This is a genomic window from uncultured Lactobacillus sp., from assembly GCF_947367085.1.
Lineage (GTDB): Bacteria > Bacillota > Bacilli > Lactobacillales > Lactobacillaceae > Lactobacillus.
On sequence record NZ_CANBCP010000021.1, the window covers coordinates 1 to 22,217 of the forward strand.

The 22,217-nt window shown below is 36.4% G+C and carries 19 protein-coding genes; 6 read left to right on the forward strand and 13 right to left on the reverse strand.

The features are described 5' to 3' along the window. Positions 1-141 precede the first annotated feature (141 nt). The gene (locus Q0Y70_RS04995; protein WP_297817598.1) at positions 142-897 is read right to left on the reverse strand and encodes an MIP/aquaporin family protein; all 756 of its coding nucleotides are present in this window, start codon (positions 895-897) and stop codon (positions 142-144) included. Positions 898-1,079: 182 nt separating this feature from the next. On the opposite strand from Q0Y70_RS04995, the gene Q0Y70_RS05000 reads away from it, so the two are divergent. From Q0Y70_RS05000 to Q0Y70_RS05010, 3 genes are all read left to right on the forward strand, one after another. Then, the gene (locus tag Q0Y70_RS05000) at positions 1,080-2,543 is read left to right on the forward strand and encodes an MFS transporter (RefSeq protein ID WP_297817602.1); all 1,464 of its coding nucleotides are present in this window, start codon (positions 1,080-1,082) and stop codon (positions 2,541-2,543) included. Between the two features lie 116 nt (positions 2,544-2,659). Next, positions 2,660-4,114, forward strand: a complete 1,455-nt coding sequence (locus Q0Y70_RS05005; RefSeq protein WP_297817604.1) for an MFS transporter — start codon at positions 2,660-2,662, stop codon at positions 4,112-4,114. Positions 4,115-4,191: 77 nt separating this feature from the next. Continuing rightward, a complete protein-coding gene (locus tag Q0Y70_RS05010) occupies positions 4,192-4,725 on the forward strand; it encodes a GNAT family N-acetyltransferase (protein ID WP_297817673.1) in 534 nt (177 codons plus the stop codon). 52 nt (positions 4,726-4,777) lie between these two features. Here the strand turns inward: Q0Y70_RS05010 and Q0Y70_RS05015 are convergent, their stop codons facing one another. The 6 genes from Q0Y70_RS05015 to Q0Y70_RS05040 all read right to left on the reverse strand — a co-directional run bounded on the left by Q0Y70_RS05015 (position 4,778) and on the right by Q0Y70_RS05040 (position 9,265). Further along, on the reverse strand, positions 4,778-4,975 hold the full coding sequence (locus Q0Y70_RS05015) for a hypothetical protein (protein WP_297817607.1): 198 nt from the start codon (positions 4,973-4,975) through the stop codon (positions 4,778-4,780). Between the two features lie 84 nt (positions 4,976-5,059). Then, positions 5,060-5,344 (reverse strand): hypothetical protein, encoded by a 285-nt coding sequence (locus tag Q0Y70_RS05020; RefSeq protein ID WP_297817609.1) that lies wholly within the window; start codon positions 5,342-5,344, stop codon positions 5,060-5,062. 327 nt (positions 5,345-5,671) lie between these two features. Beyond that, positions 5,672-6,091: a hypothetical protein gene (locus tag Q0Y70_RS05025; protein ID WP_297817612.1), complete on the reverse strand. Its 420-nt coding sequence runs from the start codon at positions 6,089-6,091 to the stop codon at positions 5,672-5,674. A gap of 91 nt (positions 6,092-6,182) precedes the next feature. Next, on the reverse strand, positions 6,183-7,508 hold the full coding sequence (locus tag Q0Y70_RS05030) for a solute carrier family 23 protein (RefSeq protein WP_297817615.1): 1,326 nt from the start codon (positions 7,506-7,508) through the stop codon (positions 6,183-6,185). A 14-nt stretch (positions 7,509-7,522) separates the two neighbouring features. Further along, the gene (gene pyrR / locus Q0Y70_RS05035) at positions 7,523-8,053 is read right to left on the reverse strand and encodes a bifunctional pyr operon transcriptional regulator/uracil phosphoribosyltransferase PyrR (RefSeq protein WP_297817618.1); all 531 of its coding nucleotides are present in this window, start codon (positions 8,051-8,053) and stop codon (positions 7,523-7,525) included. A gap of 210 nt (positions 8,054-8,263) precedes the next feature. After that, positions 8,264-9,265, reverse strand: a complete 1,002-nt coding sequence (locus Q0Y70_RS05040; RefSeq protein ID WP_297817621.1) for an aldose epimerase family protein — start codon at positions 9,263-9,265, stop codon at positions 8,264-8,266. A gap of 164 nt (positions 9,266-9,429) precedes the next feature. Between Q0Y70_RS05040 and glsA the strand changes: the two genes are divergently transcribed. After that, the gene (gene glsA / locus Q0Y70_RS05045) at positions 9,430-10,350 is read left to right on the forward strand and encodes a glutaminase A (RefSeq protein WP_297817625.1); all 921 of its coding nucleotides are present in this window, start codon (positions 9,430-9,432) and stop codon (positions 10,348-10,350) included. A 106-nt stretch (positions 10,351-10,456) separates the two neighbouring features. On the opposite strand, the gene Q0Y70_RS05050 is transcribed toward glsA, so the two are convergent. The 3 genes from Q0Y70_RS05050 to Q0Y70_RS05060 are packed head-to-tail and all read right to left on the reverse strand — an operon-like array spanning position 10,457 to position 14,898. Then, positions 10,457-11,872 (reverse strand): C69 family dipeptidase, encoded by a 1,416-nt coding sequence (locus tag Q0Y70_RS05050; RefSeq protein WP_297817628.1) that lies wholly within the window; start codon positions 11,870-11,872, stop codon positions 10,457-10,459. Positions 11,873-11,889: 17 nt separating this feature from the next. Next, positions 11,890-13,218 (reverse strand): C1 family peptidase, encoded by a 1,329-nt coding sequence (locus Q0Y70_RS05055; RefSeq protein ID WP_297817631.1) that lies wholly within the window; start codon positions 13,216-13,218, stop codon positions 11,890-11,892. Between the two features lie 30 nt (positions 13,219-13,248). Continuing rightward, complete coding sequence (locus tag Q0Y70_RS05060; protein WP_297817634.1) at positions 13,249-14,898, reverse strand: APC family permease; 1,650 nt, start codon at positions 14,896-14,898, stop codon at positions 13,249-13,251. A gap of 645 nt (positions 14,899-15,543) precedes the next feature. Between Q0Y70_RS05060 and Q0Y70_RS05065 the strand changes: the two genes are divergently transcribed. Next, the gene (locus tag Q0Y70_RS05065) at positions 15,544-16,923 is read left to right on the forward strand and encodes an APC family permease (RefSeq protein ID WP_297817637.1); all 1,380 of its coding nucleotides are present in this window, start codon (positions 15,544-15,546) and stop codon (positions 16,921-16,923) included. A 60-nt stretch (positions 16,924-16,983) separates the two neighbouring features. On the opposite strand, the gene Q0Y70_RS05070 is transcribed toward Q0Y70_RS05065, so the two are convergent. From Q0Y70_RS05070 to Q0Y70_RS05080, 3 genes are all read right to left on the reverse strand, one after another. Continuing rightward, a complete protein-coding gene (locus Q0Y70_RS05070) occupies positions 16,984-18,186 on the reverse strand; it encodes a multidrug efflux MFS transporter (protein WP_297817640.1) in 1,203 nt (400 codons plus the stop codon). A 3-nt stretch (positions 18,187-18,189) separates the two neighbouring features. Then, entirely contained in the window at positions 18,190-18,615 is a 426-nt protein-coding gene (locus Q0Y70_RS05075; RefSeq protein WP_297817643.1) for a MarR family winged helix-turn-helix transcriptional regulator, read from the reverse strand. Positions 18,616-18,743: 128 nt separating this feature from the next. After that, positions 18,744-20,495, reverse strand: coding sequence for an ABC transporter ATP-binding protein (locus Q0Y70_RS05080; protein ID WP_297817646.1), 1,752 nt, complete (start codon positions 20,493-20,495; stop codon positions 18,744-18,746). 208 nt (positions 20,496-20,703) lie between these two features. Between Q0Y70_RS05080 and Q0Y70_RS05085 the strand changes: the two genes are divergently transcribed. Next, on the forward strand, positions 20,704-22,197 hold the full coding sequence (locus Q0Y70_RS05085) for a peptide MFS transporter (protein ID WP_297817648.1): 1,494 nt from the start codon (positions 20,704-20,706) through the stop codon (positions 22,195-22,197). Positions 22,198-22,217: the final 20 nt, after the last annotated feature.

The window sequence follows — 22,217 nt, forward strand, 5'->3', positions numbered from 1 at the left end:
CTATTAATATTTTTAATTCATTACCACTCATATTATCCTCATTTCACTTTTAATAATATCTACAATTTAATTTTATCACTTTTAAAAAATAAGTAAATAAAAGGCTAATTACTTAAAAAATCTAGTAATTAGCCTTTTTAATTAAAGTCCAAACGGAATTTTATATAAGAAGATTCCGATAATTGCACCGACAGTAGGTGCAACAACAGGTATCCAGCCGTAGCTCCAGTGAGCGCCACCTTTTTTATTAGGAATTGGCAAAATTGAATATAAAAGACGAGGACCAAAGTCTCTTGCTGGATTCAAAGCAGGGCCGGTTGGACCACCTAATGCCATCACAAGTCCCATAATCAAGAATCCAACTCCGATATTAGCAATATCGACTGTTTCTTTAAAGAACATTCCTCGATACAAACCAATTGCTACAAACATTAAGACTGCAGTTCCAACAACTTCAGAAATAAATCCATTCCACTTGCTGTTTGTACAGTCACTAGTCGCAAAGCAAGTAAAGACAATATCTGAATTAGTAGATTCCTTAATGTGAGGCCAGTAAATTGCAAGGACTAATAATTGTCCACAAATAGCTCCTGCTAATTGACATAAAATATAAGGAACTACGTGACTCCATGGAAATGCTCCCGCAACTGCTTGAGCGATAGTGACAGCAGGGTTAATGTGGTTACCTGAAATTGAACCAAATAACATAGCTGGTAGCATTACTCCAAAACCAAAACTGAAGGCAATTAATAACCAACCACCATTGGCTTTGCCATCATGTGCATTTCCAGTTGTGCCTTTCAAAAATGAGTTGGCAACAGAGCCGTTTCCAAATAAAACTAAAATCAATGTACCGAAAAATTCGGCAACATACTTCAACATCCAAGAATGTTCCATAAGTACTTTTTCCTTCCTGAAAAAATAGATGAAAAATAAAATCGCAATCAAGATTATACCGAAAACAATGCAAGAAGAATAGCCTTATTTAAAGAAAATTTTATTTTTGTCATTCAGATAGGATTGCAATTTGGTAAAGAGATTTTGCATAATAGAAGTTGTTTAAAAAATGGGGAAGTTAAATGAATAAAAAACAAGTAACAATGGTAACGCTTGCCTTAATGCTGGGAAATGTTATGGCAGGTTTAGATGGAACGATTATTAATACGGCGATTCCGGCAATTGTTTCAGCTCTTCATGGAATTCAATTTATGGGCTGGATTGTTGCAATCTTCTTATTGGGGATGTCAATCTCGATTCCAATCTGGACAAAAATCGGAGAAAAAATTACTAACAAACTTGCTTTTGAGATTGCGCTAGTCTTGTTTATCTTAGGTTCAACTTTTGAAGGTTTGGCACCTAATATTTACTTTTTCTTGATTGCCAGGTTAGTAATGGGAATCGGAGCCGGCGGTATGGGATCGCTGCCCTATATTATCGCAGGTTACATTTTTCCAAATATCAAAAAAAGAACCCAAGTGTTAGGGTATTTGACAGCAAGCTTTAATGGAGCGGCAATTTTAGGACCACTGCTTGGTGGTTGGTTAATTGATGCCTTTTCTTGGCATTGGGTCTTTTATATTAATATTCCAATTGGACTTGTAGCAATTATTATTAGTCTGATTTTCTTTAAACCAGTAACTCCCAAGAAGACACCTATCTTTGATTTACTTGGTGCAACTTTATTAAGTAGTGGTTTAGTGGCATTTTTGCTTGGAATTCAATTGATCGGCTTAACAGCAGGCTGGATAGTAACAGGATTAATATTGTTAAGCTTGGTTTTGATTATTTTCTTTTTCTTGCACGAAGCCAAGGCGAAAAATCCCATTATTCCGCTGTCTGTGTTTAAGAATCGTGACTTAAATGGGGACTTTTTGTTATTTGCTTTTACGTGGGGAGCATTTATCGCAGTTAATACATACTTACCAATGTGGGCTCAGGCACTTTTGGGACTATCTGCACTTTTGGGTGGAATGACACTGATTCCGAATTCGATTGTTGAAATTATTGCTTCGCAAACAGTTGCTACCATTCAGGAGCACCTACGCACATTTACACTTGTGATGATTGGAATTATTGCAATGATGATTTCCTCAGCGGGATTATTTTTGGCAAACTTATCCACACCATTGTGGATGCTAGTTGTGATTGGTACTTTTTCAGGAATTGGTGTCGGCTTTATCTTTGTTGCATTGCAAGTAAAAGTTCAAATCGATGCTGGTTTAGAAGATATGGCCACAGCTACATCGACCTCATATTTAATTAGAATCTTGGCACAAACTGTAATGGCTGCCGTCTATGGTGTAATTATGAACGTAGCCTTAGCTCAAGGAATCAATAAACATCCTAACATTACAATGAATATGATGAATAAACTTAGTGATGCACGTTCTGCTCAAAGTCTGCCACAAGATTTAGTTCCACTAATGAGAAGGATTTTCCACATGGGGATTCATGAGATTATGGCGGTATCGTTTATCTTGTTGATAATTGCCACTATATTTAATTTTTACTTCAACTGGAAAAAGCCAATCAGAAAAAACTAAGATTTTAAATTTAAACTTGTTTTTACTAACTTTAGCAAGTATATTTTAGATGAGATTAGTAGTCTTAATTGTTGAACGCAATTGAGACTTTTTATTTGTGGAAAAGAGGGTGACCTATGACAAAGAAACAGACGAAAATGATCACATTCGCAATGGTTTTGGCTAACGTAATGGCCGGATTAGATAGTACGATTATTAATACAGCGATCCCGGCGATTATTGCTGATCTAAATGGTATCCAATTTATGGGCTGGATTATTGCAATTTTGCTATTAGGGATGTCGATCTCAATACCGATTTGGACTAAGGTCGGTGAAAAGATTGGTAATAAATTAGCCTTCGAATTATCAGCTTTATTTTTTGTTTTAGGCTCACTTTTTCAAGGCTTGGCTACTAACATGTACTTTTTCCTCTTTGCCCGCGCGCTAATGGGAATTGGAGCAGGGGGGTTAGGATCTTTGCCATACATCATGGCCGGCTTTATTTTTACTAATATTAAAGATCGTACCAAGATCTTAGGCTATTTAGGAGCAGCTTTTAGTGTAGCCGCAATTATTGGCCCGCTTGCTGGTGGATATCTTGTGGATACGCTGTCTTGGCACTGGGTCTTTTATATTAATATTCCGATTGGGCTAGGGGTAATCTTGTTATCGGTAATTTATTATCGGGAAAAACGCATTAAGTCAGCTGCACGTTTTGATTTCTTAGGAGCTTTCTTAATAGTCGCAAGTTTGATTTCTAGTTTACTAGGAATTCAGTTATTAGGCTTAATTAGCGGCTTTATTGTGGCAAGTTTAATAGTAGTTGGCTTAATTTTATTAGTTTTGTTTTTTAAGCATGAAGCTACTCATCCTAACCCTGTTGTCCCAATCTCAATGTTCAAAAATCGTGCTTTAGTTGGTGACTTCTTACTCTTTATCTTTAGTTGGGGTGCATTTTTAGCAATTAACACCTATTTGCCGATGTGGGCCCAAGGCTTACTTGGAACAACGGCCTTAATTGGAGGGATGACACTGATTCCCAATTCACTTGTGGATATTGTGGGAACCTTGGTTGTAAATCCATTGAAAGAGCGCTTTTCCACAAGAAATTTGATTTACATGGGGATAATTTGTATGCTTATTTCTTCATTGGGACTGGCAATTGCACCAAGTGATACTAATATTTGGTGGCTTGCAATAATTGGTACTTTTTCTGGATTTGGTGTTGGCTTTATCTTTGTCTTACTTCAGATCAAAGTTCAAATTGATGCCAGTGAAAAAAATATGGCGCCAGCAACGTCATTATCTTATTTAATCAGGATATTGGCGCAAACAATTATGGCTGCCGTATATGGGGTGATTATGAATATGGCATTAGCTGCCGGTGTGCAGAATCACCATGCAATTACGATGGATATGATGAATAAGCTCAGTGATGCGCGTTCTGCCAAGAGTTTACCGCAGTATTTATTACCATCAATGAGACACATTTTCCATAATGGTTTACAAGAAATTATGCTGTGTTCAACCGCTTTGCTTTTAATCACGTTGGTCTTAAATGCAATTTACAATAAGAAAAGATCTAAATGAAAACTTGCTTTTTTAATCAAAGAGATTTTAAATTAGATAGGTAATATCGTTTAGTTAATTAGAAAAGAAGGATTTTTATTTTAGACGAACAACCCGCCCGATGGGGCACAAGAGATTATTATCGTGTTAAAAAGTTATACTATCAAGCTTTTCCCGAGTGGGAAAGATTTTCTTGGTGGTCAATGTTAGTCATGAGTATGCGTAAGAGATTGAAGATTCACGCTATTTATGACCAAGACACGTTCGTAGGGATGACAATTTATTTTGTCAGTGACAAGACAGTTTATCTGGCATATTTAGCTATTGATCCTGCACTGCGTGGGTGCGGCTACGGCAGTAAGATTTTGCAAATGCTCGAAAGTAAATATCGAGACCGACAAATCGTGCTTGATATCGAGCCGCTTAATCCAGATGCAGATAACTATCGTCAGCGAGTTAGCCGGCTTAAGTTTTACCAAAAAAATGGCTGGCGCAGAACTCACCAAATGTTAAAAGATCAAGATGGTCAATTCGAGGCCTTAGTGGATAATACTTACTTTGATAAGCAGGATTTTGCGAAGACTTTGAATGAGATGAGCTGGGGATTTTATCAATTTAAAATTGAAAAATAGAAATTAAAAAGCAAATGTCATAGATCGACATTTGCTTTTTGCATATACGCAATTATTTCTTGCTTCTTTGATTTTTATTATATTTATGTATTTTGATAATTATGTAGATATCAGCAATTAAAATACAGATTGTAATAATGGCTACGACTGCTTTGAGAGCTAGACTTTCGGGATGCCAACATAAGGCGACAATAATCCAAAGCATGGTTAAGACAGCTACAGCGGCTCTATATTTCTTTTTCTCATCCATTTTGCTCACCCGTTTTCTAAGAAAAGAACTCCTCACCTAAATTATAATTCTTTTTTTGGGGGGGATAAAAGCCACTATTATGGACTATTTTTGCATATACGCAGCAAGCAATTGTTGGTAATTACTAGTTAATTCAATTGACCCGATATCATCAAGTGCAATCATTTGAGTATTTGCAGATAATTGATAGTCTTCGATATTTTGAAAGCTGATCGTATGATCATTAATTGCTTTTATAATACCAATATTAGGATTATCAAATTTAATATTATCAACAGCTATTAGTTGATTGGGTTTGAGATATTCATTAAAAGAATCTAATTCAAAATCTGTTTTTAGATTACGTATGTTAAAAGTATTATTTTGCAAATGATAATTCATCGCAAATTGATAATAATCAAGCTGCGTACTCGAAGTAGTCAGATGAACGAGATGTTTTTTAGCAATTAAATATATGCCATCTAATTGGCCAATATCATTTAAAGCTGCTAAAAGAAGATAGTTGTCATTTTGCTTTATGATTTTGCCAATATAGAAACTTTCAAAGCGTGTATCATCTTGATAATCGAGATGAACTTCAACTAAATCTTGGTTAGATCTACTGCTTTCAGTCGTCAGCCATGCATTTAGAATGTTATGCTCAACTGAATTAAATGAAATAGCGATGATCTCATTTAGATTAATAAGCAGGGGAAATTAGTTTAGCTGATAGTTCTTATCGATTTCTTTTAACACTATTTGAGTGTCATTAACCGAGTCAATTTTGCCGGTATAAGTTACATCATTTTGACTAGTAAGGCTGATGATAGGGTTGATATTCTTAATTTGAGAAAGTAAGTCAGATAGGCTAGTCCATTTTAAGTTTGTTAGCTTGTTCGCGTTCTTTTTAAGGTCAAAGGGATCAAGCAAGTTATTGTTTTGTTTTTGAAAATTGTAGAATTCAGTTTCTTGGCTATCGCTATTTTCTTCAATAGACCTATTTCTAAATAAATGGATATTAGTATAATAGCCGCTGTCGTCAAGAGTTAAAAAAGTGCTCCACTGCGAAGTTTTTGTAAGTTTTTTTCCTAAGTAGGAGTGTTCAAAATCAGAGGGGAAGGTAATTGTCGTTAGCATAGTTAGATTCTCCTAAAATTATTTTTAAAAAATATATCATTTAAAGACCCTTTTGGTCAATAAAAAAGAGCCATTCGGCTCTTTGAAAAATCTATTGATAAATCTTTCCTTCTTGTTTTTCATGCTTTTTTTCTTCTAAGGCTTTTTCACTAGCAGCCTTTTTTGGCAAGATCCAGTTAAGCAGCATCCCCATGATAGTTGATAAGGCCACTGAAGTTAATTGGAATGAGCCTAATTGTAAGTACGCACCACCGATGCCGACAACTAAGATAACTGAAGCAATTAACATGTTGCGTTTTTCGCCAAAGTCAATCTTGTCATCAACTAAGATCTTTAATCCGTTAGAAGCAATTGTTCCAAATAATAAGAATGAAATTCCGCCGATAACTGGCATTGGGATTGATTCAATTAAAGCTGCAATTTTACCAATGAAACTAAAGATAATCGCAAATACGGCTGCCCCTGCTAGTACCCAAACTGAGTGAACTTTAGTCATTGCTAATACTCCGATATTTTCACCGTAGGAAGTGGTAGGAGGACCTCCGATGAAACCAGCAATAATTGTTGATAAACCGTCTCCCATCATTGTGCGGTGAAGGCCAGGATTTTTGAAGAAGTTACGTTTAGTTAGAGAGTTAAGAACCATAATATGGCCCATGTGTTCAGTCATCGTAACAAAAGCAATCGGCGCCATAGTCAAAATTGCCGCAGGATAGAATTTTAATTTATAGCTAATGCCAGGTAATTCTAAAGCAGGTAGCGAGAACCAAGCTGCTTTTTGTACTCCAGAAAAATCAACGATTCCTAAGATGCAAGAAAGGATGTAGCCGCAGACAATTCCGAGCATAATTGATACTAAACTAGTAAAGCCTTTAAAATACATTTGGAAAAAGAGTGTCATCACTAAAGTGAAGATTGCTACTCCAAAGTAAGTCAGATTGTACTTAGCGCCTTTCATCATTGCATCGTTAGCAGCCGTCGTTGCTAATGACAATCCAATAACGATAATGATCGGTCCGACCACAATTGGAGGCAGGACTTTATTGACCCAGCCTGATCCAACTTTGGCAATAATAATTGCAACTACTACATAAACTAACCCTGCTGCAATAGCACCTTGTGCGATAGCTGGGTAGCCATCCATTTTCATCAAAGCTTGCATTGTTGCAACAAAGGCAAAGCTTGATCCTAAATAAGCTGGGATCTTAAAGTGCGTTAGCAACATATGTACTAATGTACCTACACCAGAAGAAAGCAAGGCGATACTTGGGTTAATTCCAACTAAAATTGGAACTAATACAGTTGAACCAAACATTGCAAACATATGCTGTAAAGACAAGAGAATTCCTTGTCCCATCCCTGGTTTTTCATAGACATCTAAGATGGCATCGTCATTGTGAAAAGGCTGTTTACTCATGAAAAATCTCCTGTTTATTTAGAAACAATTGCAATTGAATCATCGCTATCGACTTCAGTTAGGGCAACTCTAACTTCTTCATTCATTGCAGTTGGGATGTTTTTGCCGATAAAATCAGGTCGAATTGGAAGTTCACGATGTCCGCGGTCAACTAAAACTGCTAAATTGATTTTAGCTGGACGACCTTGGTCCATTAACGCGTCAAGGGCGGCTCTAATTGTTCTACCTGTAAACAACACATCATCGACTAAGATTACCTTTTTACCAGTAATATCAAAGTCTAATTGCTGGTCGTGAATCATTGTATCTTTTTCGGATTTTGATAAGTCATCACGATAATGAGAAATGTCGAGCGCGCCAACAGGGATGTCGACACCTTCCAAGTTTTTCAAATTCTTAGCAATTCTCTCAGCTAAATAAAGACCGCGAGTTTTAATTCCAACTAAAACTAAGTCGTTAACACCTTTATTGCGTTCGACGATTTCATATGTCATCCGCATTAAGGCACGTTTGATTCCGACGCTATCAATGATTTGTTTTTCCATAAATTATCCTTTCTTAGATGACCAAACAAAAAGACCATCTGAACCTGAGTCCAAGATGGTCTATGCTGAATATGGTTAAAAAGATACTAAAGAGTATTTTTCAACAAAGCGCAGACGTCCTTCTTAGCCTCACGGGACTAACTGTTAAAGGTCATCAATAATATTTGTTTATATTTAACTATTTTTTGTGATAGCTGTCAATATCTGTCTTTAAAAATCGAATGTCCAGCTGATTGAGCGGATAAAACTATCATTAGCTACTAATAAACTTGCATTTAAGTCATCTCCACTAACTGGCGGATTTTGTGCTTCGAGCGTGACACCATCATAGCGACCGATATTTTTAGCGACACCTGTGTGATTAAAATGGTTAGCCGTATAAACCACAACACTAGGTGCATCTGTCGTCATTGTTAGTTTTCGACCGGTTTTAGGAGAAATGATTTTAGCACAAGAGCGCTGGCTATTTAAGATAAAGGGATGGTTAAGACCATGCTCGCGTCTGATTTCAGGCTCTTTTGAATCTAAGATATCGCCTAATCTTGTTGGCTTTCTCATATCAAAAATGGTGTTTGTAACTTTTTTCATCCCTAGATAAGGTAAACTTTCGTTATCTAGTGGCAAATAATAGTCGGCATCGATTTGCATCTGCAAGTCTTTAACATCTGAATTTGGTCCATCTAGTCTAAAGTAAACATGGTTGGTAGGATTAAAGATAGTCAATTGATCACTAAAGGCAAATATATTGTAATCAAGACAATTATCATTATCTAAAGTGTAAGTAACTTCAATTTTTAGGTTGCCAGGATAATTATTATGCCCATCAAAATCAATTAAGCTAAAAGTTACTTGTACAAATTCGGCATCTTCTTCAACTCTTAACTTACTGGTGTTCCAGACCATCGTATCAATACCGCTGCCGCCGTGGATATGGTTATTTCCGTCATTAATCGGCAATTCAAGAGTGTGCTTACCTAAATTTACGCGCCCGACAGTGCCACCTAAAAAGTTTCTTTCTTTAGAATAATCTAGCGCAGTCGGAAGCGACAGAATAACATTTTCTAATTGACCATCCTTATTTGGAAGTAAGATTTGTTTTAAAGTTGCTCCATAATTCAGCAATTTTACAACCATCCCATTATCGTTAGTGAGGGTATATTCACAATAATCTTTGCCGTTTTGATATGCATAGTGGTTGGTTTCGATTTTCATATTTTAACCTCAAAAATCTGATAATATCTCTTTTCAAAATAATTATAAGATAGCAGGCAGTCTTAATGTTAGTTTAATTAGTAAAAATTAAGATGGCATATTCTTTGTATTTAGTGGCGTGAGGCGCTATTGTGAGATTGAAGAATGAAGAAAGGAGTTAATGTATGATTAATCTAGAAAAAATTAGAAATAAGAATTTGCCATTAACAAAAAATGGACATGTTGCTTCCTATATTCCAGCCTTAGCTAGAGTTAAAGCTGATCAACTAGGAATTGTTATTTACGACTTAGACAGTAATCAATTACAGTCTGTTGGCCAAAGCCAAGTTCGCTTTGCGATAGAAAGTATTTCTAAAGTAATTACTTTGCTTTATGCAATTAAACAACGCGGCTTTGAGGAAGTGAATAGTCGCGTCAATACTAGACAGTCCGGCTTTGCTTTTAATTCAATTTTGAATCTAGAAATTGAACATGAAAAAAAGCCGCTCAATCCCTTTATTAATGCTGGTGCGATTATGACTACATCGCTGATTAAGCCGCAAGATAATCTAACGCCGTTTGAACAAATTCTAGCTTTTGCTCAGGAAATATGTCATGATCCAGAACTAAGCTTAGATGAGGAAATCTTTTATTCTGAAGATGAGACTGGCGACGTCGATCGCTCTTTGGCTTATTATTTAAAGGCTCATATGATGATCCAAGATAATGTTACTGATAGTTTGAGAACTTACTTTAAGCAATGTTCAATGAAAGTTACAGCAACTAGTTTGGCTAATTTAGGCGCGGTTTTGGCTAATGATGGGATCAAGCCATGGGATAATGAAAGAATTATTTCTAGCCAAGCTGCTACATTTGTGAAGTCTTTAATGATGACAACGGGTTTGTACAATGAGTCAGGCGTTTATTCTGCTCGTATGGGCTTGCCAACTAAAAGTGGAGTGGGTGGCGGCTTAATGTCAGCTGCTCCTCACAAGTGTGGAATTGGCGTCTTTAGTCCGCCGCTAGATAAAGATGGCAATAGCGTTGCTGGATTAAGTGTTTTGAATGAACTCAGTGATGAATTGAATCTTGATATTTTCAAATAAAGTTATTTTGAAAATAAATAGTCATTTAGTTATTAGGATATACGAAAAGCCCCGCAAAAGTATTTTTACTTTTGTGGGACTTTTAGTTTAACTATGAAGATGAATACTAATTTTGAAGGCGGTCAGTATTGATTGAAAAGCTCAAGCGTGAGTGGGTTAAGCCTGTCTTTACTAACTTTCCAATAGTATTCATTGATAATGCGAGCATTGCTGCAGCATTCTTTTCATTAGCTTCTGTCAGGTAATGAGTAAGCTTTTGATCTGTGAGCTTAGATGCTTGCTCATCAGTTTGGTGAACTAATTCGTTTCCTAATTGGTCGGCAGCTGGTAAAAATCCATCTAGTCCGATCAATAAACTCTTCAATTCATCATAAGCGGGTTGAATTAAAGCTGCGACAGTTCTAGTCTGCCAGTAAGCTTGGTTGATATCATATTTATCAGTAGTGTTGGTATAAGCTATTGCAGTACCGTTTGCGTTGGCATAAAAAGGAACATAGGGGTTAAATGCCGTTGGCGCAAAGTTAAACCAAGTAATAGCTGCGTAGTCTTTAGGAACGTTATTTCTAATTTCTAAGATGTGAGATTCAGCACAGCGTGCCATTGAAATAGGGCGAAACTTTGTCTTTTCTGGGCTGTCACCAAGTGGATCATAAATTGTTTCATTATAGTGGGAACTTAAAATATAAGCAACATCTTCATGCTTTAATTTTCTACCTGGGGTGAAGGCAAAATCTAAAGCATTGCTAGTGGGACTTGATGCATGGTGACCTAGGTAATTTTGACCAAACCAGACACGGGGAGTGTTGTAACAATGGTCACGCGCATTATCTGTACCAAAAATGTGACGGAAATTAAATCCTGTTTCATCTGGATTGAGATGATATTTCTTAACAAATTCTCTCAATCCATCTGCCCACATAAAGTGGGTTGGATCATCAAAATCAATTTCTTGTTCAGAAACTTGGTTAGCAATTACTGCTGCTTTGTCATCTGGAAGTCTTGTAGCAGCCCACCAGTGACCAGTAGGAATCTCCATATACCAAATCTCATCCTTATCACTGAAGATAATGCCATTTCCTTCGTGTGAACCATATTGGGCAATTAATTTACCTAATCGTTGGACTCCTTCACGAGCACTATGGATGAAAGGTAAAACAATACTTAATAAAGCATCTTCACCAATACCATTATCTACTAAAGGATCTAGAGCAAGAACTTGAGGATTACCATAAATACTTTCTGTTGCACTCATCGCAACATTGGCACTATTAATTCCGCATTCGCCGAATTGACCATGCTTTTTATAATTTACGAAGGGTGCCATCTGGTATCTTAAAGCGTCACTGGGAAGTGGAATATCCACTCCACTCACATAAGAGTGGAAAGTTTGTTTTTCACTCTTAGCTGGTACCATAATAAACTTAACTGGCACATTGCAGACCTCTGCATCGCAATCACGCGCAATTAGAGTCGAGCCATTGATTGTGGCTTTTTTACCAACAATAACAGTTGTACATGCCATAAAAATCCGACCTTTCCCTAAATTGGGTTAAATGCGTTGTAGTAAGGAAGAACAACAGGTTCTTTTTCGTAGTCTTTAAGTTGTTCGTCAGTCAAGTATTTCTTGTTTACAACTGTTTCGTAGGTGTATTCATCCATCCAGTCTTCACCCATCATGAAGTAGCCGTTGTGACCAACTTTGTCACCCCATGAGTTTTGGATCTTCCAGTTAACTGGCTTGTTATCTCTAAGATCAACACCAGAAATTAACATTGCGTGAGTTGGAAGACTTTCACCATATTCAAAACGCTCAGTCTTGTTCTTACCAAGAGTAACACCAAATGAACGCTTCCAGTCATAGACATCTAATTCAAGTGAACCAGTTGGGTTATTCCATTCTTGTAAAACGTCACAGCCAAACCATACTGGCATGCCATCTTTCAATTGGTTAATAACCATCTTCTTCATTTCATCCATTGAAACATTGAGGTAACGATTTTCAATACCGTCAACCATATTCTTAGAAGTATCAATAGTGTAAGATTGGTTGTACTTGTAGCCATGACCAGGTAAGTTCATTATTTCAACATAGTCTTCTAAGTTGATATCAACGAACTTCTTGAAGAATTCCATAGGAGTAACTTCACCTAAGTCGTGGAATTGATTGTTTTCGTCACGGTATGAGTAGTGGAATTTTTCTGGAGGAGTACCTAATGAAATTGCTAAGATCTTGTAGTTTTCTGAGTTCAAGCGACGAAGTTCACTTGCTAATTTTTCGTCACTTGCATCACTGTTAACCATGTCACGCAATTTCATGGCATCTTTTTGTAATTTACGGTTGAACATGAAGTTCAATTCATTTGAGTTTGCGCTAACAGCGTTTTCACCCATAACTGACATTGGAACCATACCGTATTTTTCAATTAAACTTACGATTAAGCTCCAGTCACCACCATCTTGTTGAGGAGTCTTTAATAACCATCTTACGAAACGGTCGGATAAAGGCTTATCAGCGGTATCAATGATGTTGTGGTAGAAGTAATTAGCTTTTTCCAACTTGTCATAGAAGAATTCAAAGTCAGCTGAAAGTTTAAAGTTCTTTACATGGTGCTGCTTTTCAATGTGGAAACGAATAAAGTTTAATGCTGAAAACATCCAGCAACGTCCAGACTTCTTTTGGTCTAGAGGCTTGTCAGAGTCAACATCAATTGAAAACATAAATGGGTGTTTTTCAATTACGCTTTTATCGGTAATTGATTTCTTGATCCCATTTTGCAAAACAGCGTTTTGAGTGTTACGATATTTATCATTTTCAAGAAAATCTGATCTCATTTGCTTGAGATCTTCAGGGTCTAAATTTTGTAACATGTTATGTATCTCTTTTCTTCTAAATAAAAATTATTTATCTCCACTAGCTGAAGGTGCAGACTCAGTAGCTTTAAGTTCAGTAGGAGAGATTTGTTGATCTGGTTTATAAGACCGCTTAATTGGCATACCCATTGGGTTTTGATTGTCACACATTACTGTTGTAGGAATGTTAGACAAAGCTTTACCAGGTTTCTTCAAACCTTCAACTTCCCAAGTAAATGGGGAGAATTTGTTGGTTGGATCAACCCAGTTTTGGTGCTTCTTTGATAGTTGGTACATGATGAAGCAAATACCAAGAACAATGGCAACTAAAATTAAAATTACAGAAACGTAAACTATAGGAGAACCTACTTCTGCCTTAACTTGTGCAGGTGGCCAAATGGCTAGCACAATTCCGAATACGGAAGACAAGATTCCCACACCACCGACTAACCATGCTCCGAACATTCCACCAGGAACTTTGAAGGAACGTGGCCGATTTGGCTGATCATAACGTAACCGTAAGAAGGTAATAAACATTAAAACATAATAGAATAAATATAATACAGTGATAGTTTGGGTAAGCAAAATTACGAATCCTTCGACATTTGGAAGTAATTTTACTAAGTAGGCAATAATAGTTGTTCCTGCAATTTGTGTATACATTAAGTGAGCAGGCATATTATTCTTATTCTTTTCTTGGAACCATTTTGGTAAGAAACCACTACCACCAGCTTGTCCTAACATAAATGAAGGACCAGACATATTGGTAACGACCATAGCTACAGTGTTGCAAAGCAAAGCCCAAACTAATACCATGTACAACCATGGCATACCAATAGTTGAGCCAAGTACTCTAAATACTGAATATAAAGTATAAAGAACATTGATTTGCTTTTCTGGAATAATCATAGCAATGATGACAGTACCAATTACGAAGATCAAAAAGGCTAAGATAACTGAAATAAACATTGCTTTAGCAAAGTCTTTTTGAGGGTGACGCAACTGCTTAATGTGAGCTGCATTCATATCAATACCTGTGTAAGAGAAGAATACTCCGGCCGCTAGAGCTAACGTACTCATCCCGTTCCACTTTGGTACTAAACCTTTAAAGTCCATTGGAATAACTGGTTGGTGTCCTTGAGCAACCCAGACAATGGCTAAAATAATCATTACTGCTAAAGGAATCAAACTACCAATGATAACCCCATATTTAGCAAGGTTAGCAAAGGCTTTAATTCCTTTGGTTGCTAAGAATGTCAAGAACCAGTAGAACAATACCCATCCAGTCATAATTAAAACTTCGTGTTGTGGATTTTGTGCAAATTTAACGGCGGCATCATAGTTTGGAGTATAGAACAAGATAGTCGCTGTAAAACTTGGCATCGCAATTCCGAAGTTTAACATTGTTTGGAACCATAAAATTAACAAACAAGTAAGTCCCCAGCCTTTACCTAAGCCTTCGCCTACCCATCTGAAAATGCCTCCACGTTCACTCCAACCGGATGCTAGTTCGGCGGCAACAAGTGCTGTAGGAATGAAGAATAAGATCGCACCAATAGCGAAGTATGTTACTGAAGCTAATCCATAGAATGATTGTTGAACATCATTTGCAAGACCAGCTACCATGGAGACGTTCATCATGGTCAAAGCTAAGACTGAAATATAGACCTTCTTTTGTTGGGTCTTATTATTAACCATAAAAACATCAACTCCTTAAACAGATAAAGTTTTTCTAATAAGATGTTGGACAGTTATTATGTTTTTCATGTTAATTAAAGAGTTATAAATTATGGATCAAATACAAATCTTTAATAATTGGCGCTTTCTAGAAATTAAGAACCAGAAAGGAGCACAATATATATTCTGTATATTTTTAACAGAAAATATAAATCTACAAGTTCGCCATCAATTAGAAAATTTATACAATTATGAACAGATATATGTAATTACTCATAAGCTAGCTAATAATCTATTCACTGTGAGCGTAGTTCATTTCAGCACCTAAAAGCAAATAAAAGAGACTAAGTGCTTAAAGTTTTTTTGATAAGCTCATTTTCTTGCAAAAGTAGTGGGGCAGGATCTATCCTGAATCTATAAGTGTATTCATTTATAGATTTAATTATAAAGATCCAATATTTTACATGAATATATGATGGCATCTATAACGATGACCTATTTTTGAAATCTATATTAATATTTAATTGAATAGCAACTATTTATAGATAAATAATTTTATTCATCATTCGATTTCTTTTATTTGCTTTTAAAATTTCTTATGACTATTCTTGAGTTGAGAGCTAACGACATATTAATTCAGATAGCTAATAAAAGGTGGTAAGAAATATGGGAAAGACAAATTCGCCCAAAAAGCTGACATTTATGTCTATCTACTTTTTAGGGATTAACGGAATCATTGGTTCAGGTGCTTTCTTGCTTCCACAAGCAATGTATAAAGACATGGACCTTTTAAGTGTAGTAGTTTTACTTTCAGCTGCCGTAACAGTTAGTTTAATTGCTTTGTGTTATGCAGATTTAGCAAGTAGATTTACGGGATCAGGTGCTGCATGGCTATATTCATATAATGCATTCGGGAGATTTGCTGGTTATGAATTAGGTGTGTTTACTTGGTTTTTGGGATGTTGTACTTATGCGGCAGAAATAGTTGCCTTTTTAACAACGCTAAAAAGTTTTGTTCCTGCTTATAATCAAACTTCCATTTATTTTGCTACAGGAATTGGATTGATCATTTTATTCTCAATTATCAATTTCTTTGGACGTTCTTTGGTGAAGTTGATTGATAATACTTCGTCATTTGCAAAACTAGCAACGATCATTATCTTTATTATAGTTGGTATGTTCTTTATGCATACAGCTAACTTCCATCCTGTACTGCCTGCAGCTGCTGCTAAAGGTGTTGGGCCATTCTTCCATCATTTTGGTGCAGCTTTTAGTGTTGTATTCTATCTATTTAGTGGATTCTCATTTATTCCAATTGCTGCATCTCAAATGAAAAATCCTGCTAAAAATATTCCACGGGCATTAATTGCCGTGATGGTTAGTGTAAGTATTCTGTATACTTTGATGCTATTAATTGCGATTGGTATTTTGGGCGACAAGATGTCTTTGTATACTATTCCAGTTGCAAATGCCTTCAAAGCTGCTGTTGGTGATTGGGGATATATCTTAATTATTGTCGGTGTTTTACTAAGTATCTTTGGTGTGGCATTTACTTGTTCCTTTAATACGCCTGCGTTAATTGCTTCCTTGTCTTTGGAACACCAACTTTTACCACCATGGGTTGGTAAGAAAAATCACTTTGATGCTCCATGGGTTGGTATTTTATTAACAGCCGCCGTAACACTCTTACTGATAACTCAATCCTATCTATTCTTAGTAGGATGTATTGTTTTAGCATCATTTGTTCAGTATGTTCCTTCAATTTTTGCAGTAATTAAATTTAAGCACACTAATGAATATCCAAATCATGGATTTAAATTACCTGGTGGCTATACAATCCCAATTTTAGCTTTATTAGTAGCTTGCTACTTAATCTTTAACTTCACTTGGGAAACTATCTTACTAGCCATTGTTGTTGCCGCAGCAACCGCTGTTTTATACTTCTTCCTTGGTAAGAAGCGTTTAGCTAAAATTGGTGGAATTCCAACATCTGTTCGTGAGCAAAAGAATCATCAACAAATGAAGACTCCAAAAAACAACAATTAAATAGTTTTAATAAAGAAAAGGACCATTCGCTAATAAGCAATAGCGGATGATCCTTTTTGGTTAGTTTAAATTTTTAACAACGTTAAAGTTAAAGAGAATGAGGTTCACGATAACGATTGCTGCAGTGACAATAAAAACCATACTATAACTGGAAATACCAGCAACAAATGATCCTAATAATGGTCCAACAATGTTACCGATGTACATGGCACTTTGATTCCAAGAAAAAATTCTTCCCGTCACAGCAACTGGGGAATTCTTAGTTAAGAGGGTTTGTACTTGAGGAAATAGGCAAGCATCTGTAAAGCCAACTAAGAATCTTAAAATCCCCAATTGCCAAGTGTTGTGAACAAAGGCAGTTAAGAAAAATAAAATTGTAGCTCCAATAAAACCACCAATAATGATTTTATGAGTACCAATTCTATCTCCTAAAGCTCCAAAGCGCGAGGCTGCTAAAAAGGTGGCAATTCCCGGAAGAGCTGCGATCACTCCAGAGACAAAGACGACATCACCATGACCATTCATCAATTGTTTAACATATAAAGAAACAATAGGATTGATGGAATTGTTAGCAGCTTGAATAATCAGCGTTGTCAAAAGTAATCCGAAAATTAAAGCAGGAGAACGTAGAGTCTTTATTACGCCACTTGCCTTATCCAATTTCTTTTCGGTAATAGGTTTGAATCCTTTTTCGTGAACAAAGAATAAACACAGTAGAAAGGAAATCATTAATAAGATACCGGTAATAAAAAAAGTTACTCGGTAACTAAACGCCGAAGCAAGTGCCCCACCTAAAAATGGTCCAAGTAAATTCCCAGCAGTAAATGCTGAGGCCATTGTACCAAGAGCTTGACCAGATTTTTCTTTAGGTGTTTCGGTTGCGATTAAGGCATTGGAATTAGAGACAAATCCCGCAAATACCCCTTGGAGCATTCTTAGAAAGAATAACTGCCAAACATTTGTTACCAGTCCCATTGCCCCTAAAACAATAGACATCCCAAGTGATGCCCGCAAGATCATTAACTTACGGCCCTTTTTATCAGCTAACTTTCCCCACCAAGGAGAAATGACCGCTGAAACAAAATAGACACCTGAAAAGATAAATCCTGACCAGAAATTTAATTGTTTATGGGTAAATTTACCTAGAGTATCAATATATAAAGGTAAAAAGGGCATAATCTCAGAAAAAGCAATACCAGCAATAAAAACCGCTACTGATAAGATATAGAGATTTCTTTTCCAAATCGGTTTTTCTTTTTTCATAGACTATCCTTTCTGTATTACGCGTTCAAGATTGTCGGAGATTTGTTCCAATTTCTTAATAGTATCTGAATCAACGCTACCCATTGCTTCATTCAATTCTTCGAAAGAAGAGTTGACCTCTTTTAAAACTTTCTTACCAGCAGCAAGTAGATAGAGGCGTTTTTTGAGTCGATTATTAGGATCAACTCTGCGTTCAATCATTTGCTTTTTTTCTAGTAATTTAACCACGTTGGTAAAACTGGCAGGCTGATAGATTAAGTATTCAGCGACTTCTTTTTGAATGCAGCCAGGGTGTTTTTCGATATAACGCAGTACATGAGCATGCGACATGCGCAAATTAAGAGGGGCTAAGCGCTCGTTAATCATTAGATTTTCTAATTTGCCGATGTGATAGAGTAAGTTCCCTAATTTTCTTTTTTTTGTTGTCATTTCTGCCCTCTGATTAGTTGTAAATACAAATAGTACTTTTTCTATTATAACGTATTTAATTGTAATTACAACTAGTTGTAAGACAAGTATATGTATAAAAAAGCTTCTGATAAACAGAAGCTTAAAAATTATTCTTTGAATTGTGTATGAACGTATTCAGCATACAGGGGAGTGGACTTAATTAATTCTTTGTGAGTGCCATGTCCAGATACTGTTCCATGGTCAATAAAGTAAATACAATCTGCATCAACAATTGTGCTCAAGCGGTGGGCTATAACTAACGTCATTCGATTTTTCATTAATTCACCGAGTGCTTTTTGAACCATTGCTTCGGATTCCGAATCAAGGCTGGCAGTAGCTTCATCAAGCATCAAGATATCAGGGTCTCGTAAAAAGGCCCGGGCAATCGCAATTCTCTGGCGTTGACCACCAGAAAGCTTAATTCCTCGTTCACCAATTTCTGTTTCGAGTTGGTTTTGCATTTCTGAAACAAACCCATCGGCATATGCCATTTTTAAAACATGCCAAAGTTCTTTTTCGGTTACTTTGCGAGTCAATCCATAAGTTAGGTTCTGTCTAATAGTGCCCGGCATCATTGGAGAATCTTGCCCAACTAAACCAATTTGGTTACGCCAATAAGTTAGGTCGATTTCATCAATATTAGTAGAGCCAATAACGATTTTACCGCTGGTTGGCTTGTAAAATCTTTCGATTAAAGAAAAGATTGTCGATTTTCCTCCACCAGAAGGCCCGGCAAAGGCAACAATTGTATTCGGTTTTACTTCTAAGTTGATATTATGCAGAATTTGATTGCCTTCTTCATAAGAAAAGCTGACATTTTCTGCCTTGAGAGCTTGGCCTTCAATGTCGGGCTTTTTAGAGGCACTACTTTTTTCATTATCAATCTGCAAGACTTGTTCGATACGTTTAGTTGAACCACTTGTTTTGGAAAGTTCATTGAAGAATTGGCTAATCGTAAATACAGGTGCAAGTAATTGGAATAAATACATTAAAAATGAAATCAAAGCTCCCATACTCAAGCTATGGTTCATAACCCTGATTGCACCATAACCTAATAAGCCTAGGAAGAGAACCATCATTACCATGTTCATCAGTGGAATCATGATTGAGTTTAACATGGCTTCACGCATCCCAATTTCATATAGGGTGTGGATTTCTTTATCACCATTAGCAGATTCGATTTTTTCACTGTTAGATGATTTTACCAAGCGAATCTCGCTTAAGACGTTGGTTGCATTACTTGAAAATTTAGCCAGGGCATCTTGGCGAGCTAGTCCAATTTTAATTGAACGCTTTAAAACAGGCCGTAAAGCTAAAGTAATTAAAGGAACAGCTAAAAAGATAATTAAGGTCATCTGCCAGTCCATCGTGATCATGATAACTAATGAACCAAAGAACTGCAGAATTGAGGTAATTGAATTAGGAAGAGTATTAGCAAGTAAGTTTTTAACTTGGGAAGTATCATTTACTAAGCGTGAGCTTATTTCACCAGTTTGGGTATCATCAAAATATACGACTGGTAAATGAAGATATTTTTTCCAAAGTTGATTTCTTAATTTGGCAACAACATCTTCACCAAAGATCCCTAAGACCACGCCTGCTAAAGCACTTAAAACAGTCCCACTAATAAACAGAACTATTAATAAGGTAACTAAAGTTGCAGTGATGTGGTTGAAATCATTAACAAAATCTTTTGCTAGTTGAGGAACGATTAGGTTAGCAGCAGTTGCAATTATACCTAAAAAGATCCCCAAAACTAAACGCCAGTAATGTGGGTGAACACTATTAATTAAATAAACAAAACTATGAAAGTTAAATTTTGTCTTTTGATCGCTATTATTTTGCGTGTTAGATGGCATCCCATCGCCTCCAAATTGATATATGAAAGTGCGGTTTAACTTGTTTTATTAAATCACATCTCAAGATAGGAGACAACTTCAGAAAGTAGAAGCAGCAAGTAACTATACTATATGAATATAGAGCGAGCCTTGACTGCTTACTATACTAGGTATAAAATAAACCTTTATGTCTTGCTTAAATTAGCAAGTAGGTAAGGGGTATTAATTAATGGAAAATAATAGTGCTCAAAAGACCTTCTTTGGTCAGCCAAGAGGTCTGTCAACATTATTCTTTACTGAAATGTGGGAAAGATTTAGTTACTACGGCATGCGTGCCATCTTAATCTTTTACATGTACTATGCAGTTAGCGCTGGTGGGCTGGGGATGTCTCAAACACAAGCAGCATCAATTATGTCAATTTATGGCTCGCTTGTTTATTTATCTAATGCCATTGGTGGCTGGCTCTCAGATCGTGTTTGGGGACCTAGAAGGACCGTCTTTATTGGCGGTGTGTTAATTATGATTGGACACATCGTTTTATCAATACCTTGGGGCTTAGTCGGATTATATCTGTCAATTGCCTTTATTGTATTAGGAACTGGTTTACTTAAGCCGAACGTTTCTGACATGGTGGGTGGTCTTTATTCTTTAGATGATCGCAGAAGAGATGCGGGATTTTCGATTTACTTTTTCGGAATTAACTTAGGTTCTGCGATAGCACCTATTTTAGTGCCTTGGGCAAGTGACGGATTTGGGATGCACTTATTTGGCAATCAGACTAACTTTCATGCCGGCTTTTCACTAGCAGCTATCGGGATGTTTATTGGGCTTGTTCAATATTATCTTGGTGGTAAAAAATACCTATCATCTGAAAGTTTGGTTCCAAATGATCCAATTGATAAGGCCCAATTAAGTAATGTCATCAAAAAGACGATTATTGCAATTATTGCTTTTATTGCAGTTTTAGGTATTTTGGCAGCATTTAAGCAATTGAACATTGATAATATTATTTTATTAATTACGATCTTAGCAGTTGCCCTTCCGATTTATTACTTTGTGGTAATGCTGACGAGTTCGAAAGTAACAAAAACTGAAAAATCTCGTGTTAAAGCATATATTCCTCTTTTTATTGCGGCAGCTATTTTCTGGGGAATCGAAGAATCAGGTTCAGTTGTTTTAGCGCTGTTTGCTGCTCAAAGAACAGTATTGCATATTGGAGCTTGGCATTTTGAAGCTGCGAACTTTCAGACTTTAAACCCAATCTTCATTATGTTATTTACACCATTTTTCGTTTGGCTATGGGATAACTGGAAAAAGCAACCTGGTCCTGGTGGAAAGTTTGCGGCTGGACTTATTTTTGCTGGACTTTCTTATGTTTGGATGGCAATTCCGGGGATTTTATTTGGTACCAGCGGTCGTGTAAGTCCATTTTGGCTAGTGGGGTCTTGGTTTATTGTTGAAATTGCCGAGATGCTCATTTCTCCAATTGGTTTATCTGTAACTTCGCGCTTGGCTCCAAAGGCCTTCAAGTCACAAATGATGAGTCTTTGGTTCTTAGCTGATGCAACAGGACAAGCTATTAACTCACAAATTGTTAAATATTACTCTACTAAGACAGAAGTTGCTTACTTTATGGCAGTTGGATTAGTCAGTGTCGGATTTGGGATTATCATGTTCTTTTTTGTTAAAAAGATCCAACATTTGATGGCTCCAGAAGAATAATAAAAATTAGACGGTTGATA

What these genes read in the sequence shown, in the direction of transcription:
- Q0Y70_RS04995 (WP_297817598.1), bottom strand. Translation starts at nt 897, where the DNA reads ATGGAACATTCTTGGATGTTGAAGTATGTTGCCGAATTTTTCGGTACA.
- Q0Y70_RS05000 (WP_297817602.1), top strand. Translation starts at nt 1,080, where the DNA reads ATGAATAAAAAACAAGTAACAATGGTAACGCTTGCCTTAATGCTGGGA.
- Q0Y70_RS05005 (WP_297817604.1), top strand. Translation starts at nt 2,660, where the DNA reads ATGACAAAGAAACAGACGAAAATGATCACATTCGCAATGGTTTTGGCT.
- Q0Y70_RS05015 (WP_297817607.1), bottom strand. Translation starts at nt 4,975, where the DNA reads ATGGATGAGAAAAAGAAATATAGAGCCGCTGTAGCTGTCTTAACCATG.
- Q0Y70_RS05025 (WP_297817612.1), bottom strand. Translation starts at nt 6,091, where the DNA reads ATGCTAACGACAATTACCTTCCCCTCTGATTTTGAACACTCCTACTTA.
- Q0Y70_RS05030 (WP_297817615.1), bottom strand. Translation starts at nt 7,508, where the DNA reads ATGAGTAAACAGCCTTTTCACAATGACGATGCCATCTTAGATGTCTAT.
- pyrR (WP_297817618.1), bottom strand. Translation starts at nt 8,053, where the DNA reads ATGGAAAAACAAATCATTGATAGCGTCGGAATCAAACGTGCCTTAATG.
- Q0Y70_RS05040 (WP_297817621.1), bottom strand. Translation starts at nt 9,265, where the DNA reads ATGAAAATCGAAACCAACCACTATGCATATCAAAACGGCAAAGATTAT.
- glsA (WP_297817625.1), top strand. Translation starts at nt 9,430, where the DNA reads ATGATTAATCTAGAAAAAATTAGAAATAAGAATTTGCCATTAACAAAA.
- Q0Y70_RS05050 (WP_297817628.1), bottom strand. Translation starts at nt 11,872, where the DNA reads ATGGCATGTACAACTGTTATTGTTGGTAAAAAAGCCACAATCAATGGC.
- Q0Y70_RS05055 (WP_297817631.1), bottom strand. Translation starts at nt 13,218, where the DNA reads ATGTTACAAAATTTAGACCCTGAAGATCTCAAGCAAATGAGATCAGAT.
- Q0Y70_RS05060 (WP_297817634.1), bottom strand. Translation starts at nt 14,898, where the DNA reads ATGGTTAATAATAAGACCCAACAAAAGAAGGTCTATATTTCAGTCTTA.
- Q0Y70_RS05065 (WP_297817637.1), top strand. Translation starts at nt 15,544, where the DNA reads ATGGGAAAGACAAATTCGCCCAAAAAGCTGACATTTATGTCTATCTAC.
- Q0Y70_RS05070 (WP_297817640.1), bottom strand. Translation starts at nt 18,186, where the DNA reads ATGAAAAAAGAAAAACCGATTTGGAAAAGAAATCTCTATATCTTATCA.
- Q0Y70_RS05075 (WP_297817643.1), bottom strand. Translation starts at nt 18,615, where the DNA reads ATGACAACAAAAAAAAGAAAATTAGGGAACTTACTCTATCACATCGGC.
- Q0Y70_RS05080 (WP_297817646.1), bottom strand. Translation starts at nt 20,495, where the DNA reads ATGCCATCTAACACGCAAAATAATAGCGATCAAAAGACAAAATTTAAC.
- Q0Y70_RS05085 (WP_297817648.1), top strand. Translation starts at nt 20,704, where the DNA reads ATGGAAAATAATAGTGCTCAAAAGACCTTCTTTGGTCAGCCAAGAGGT.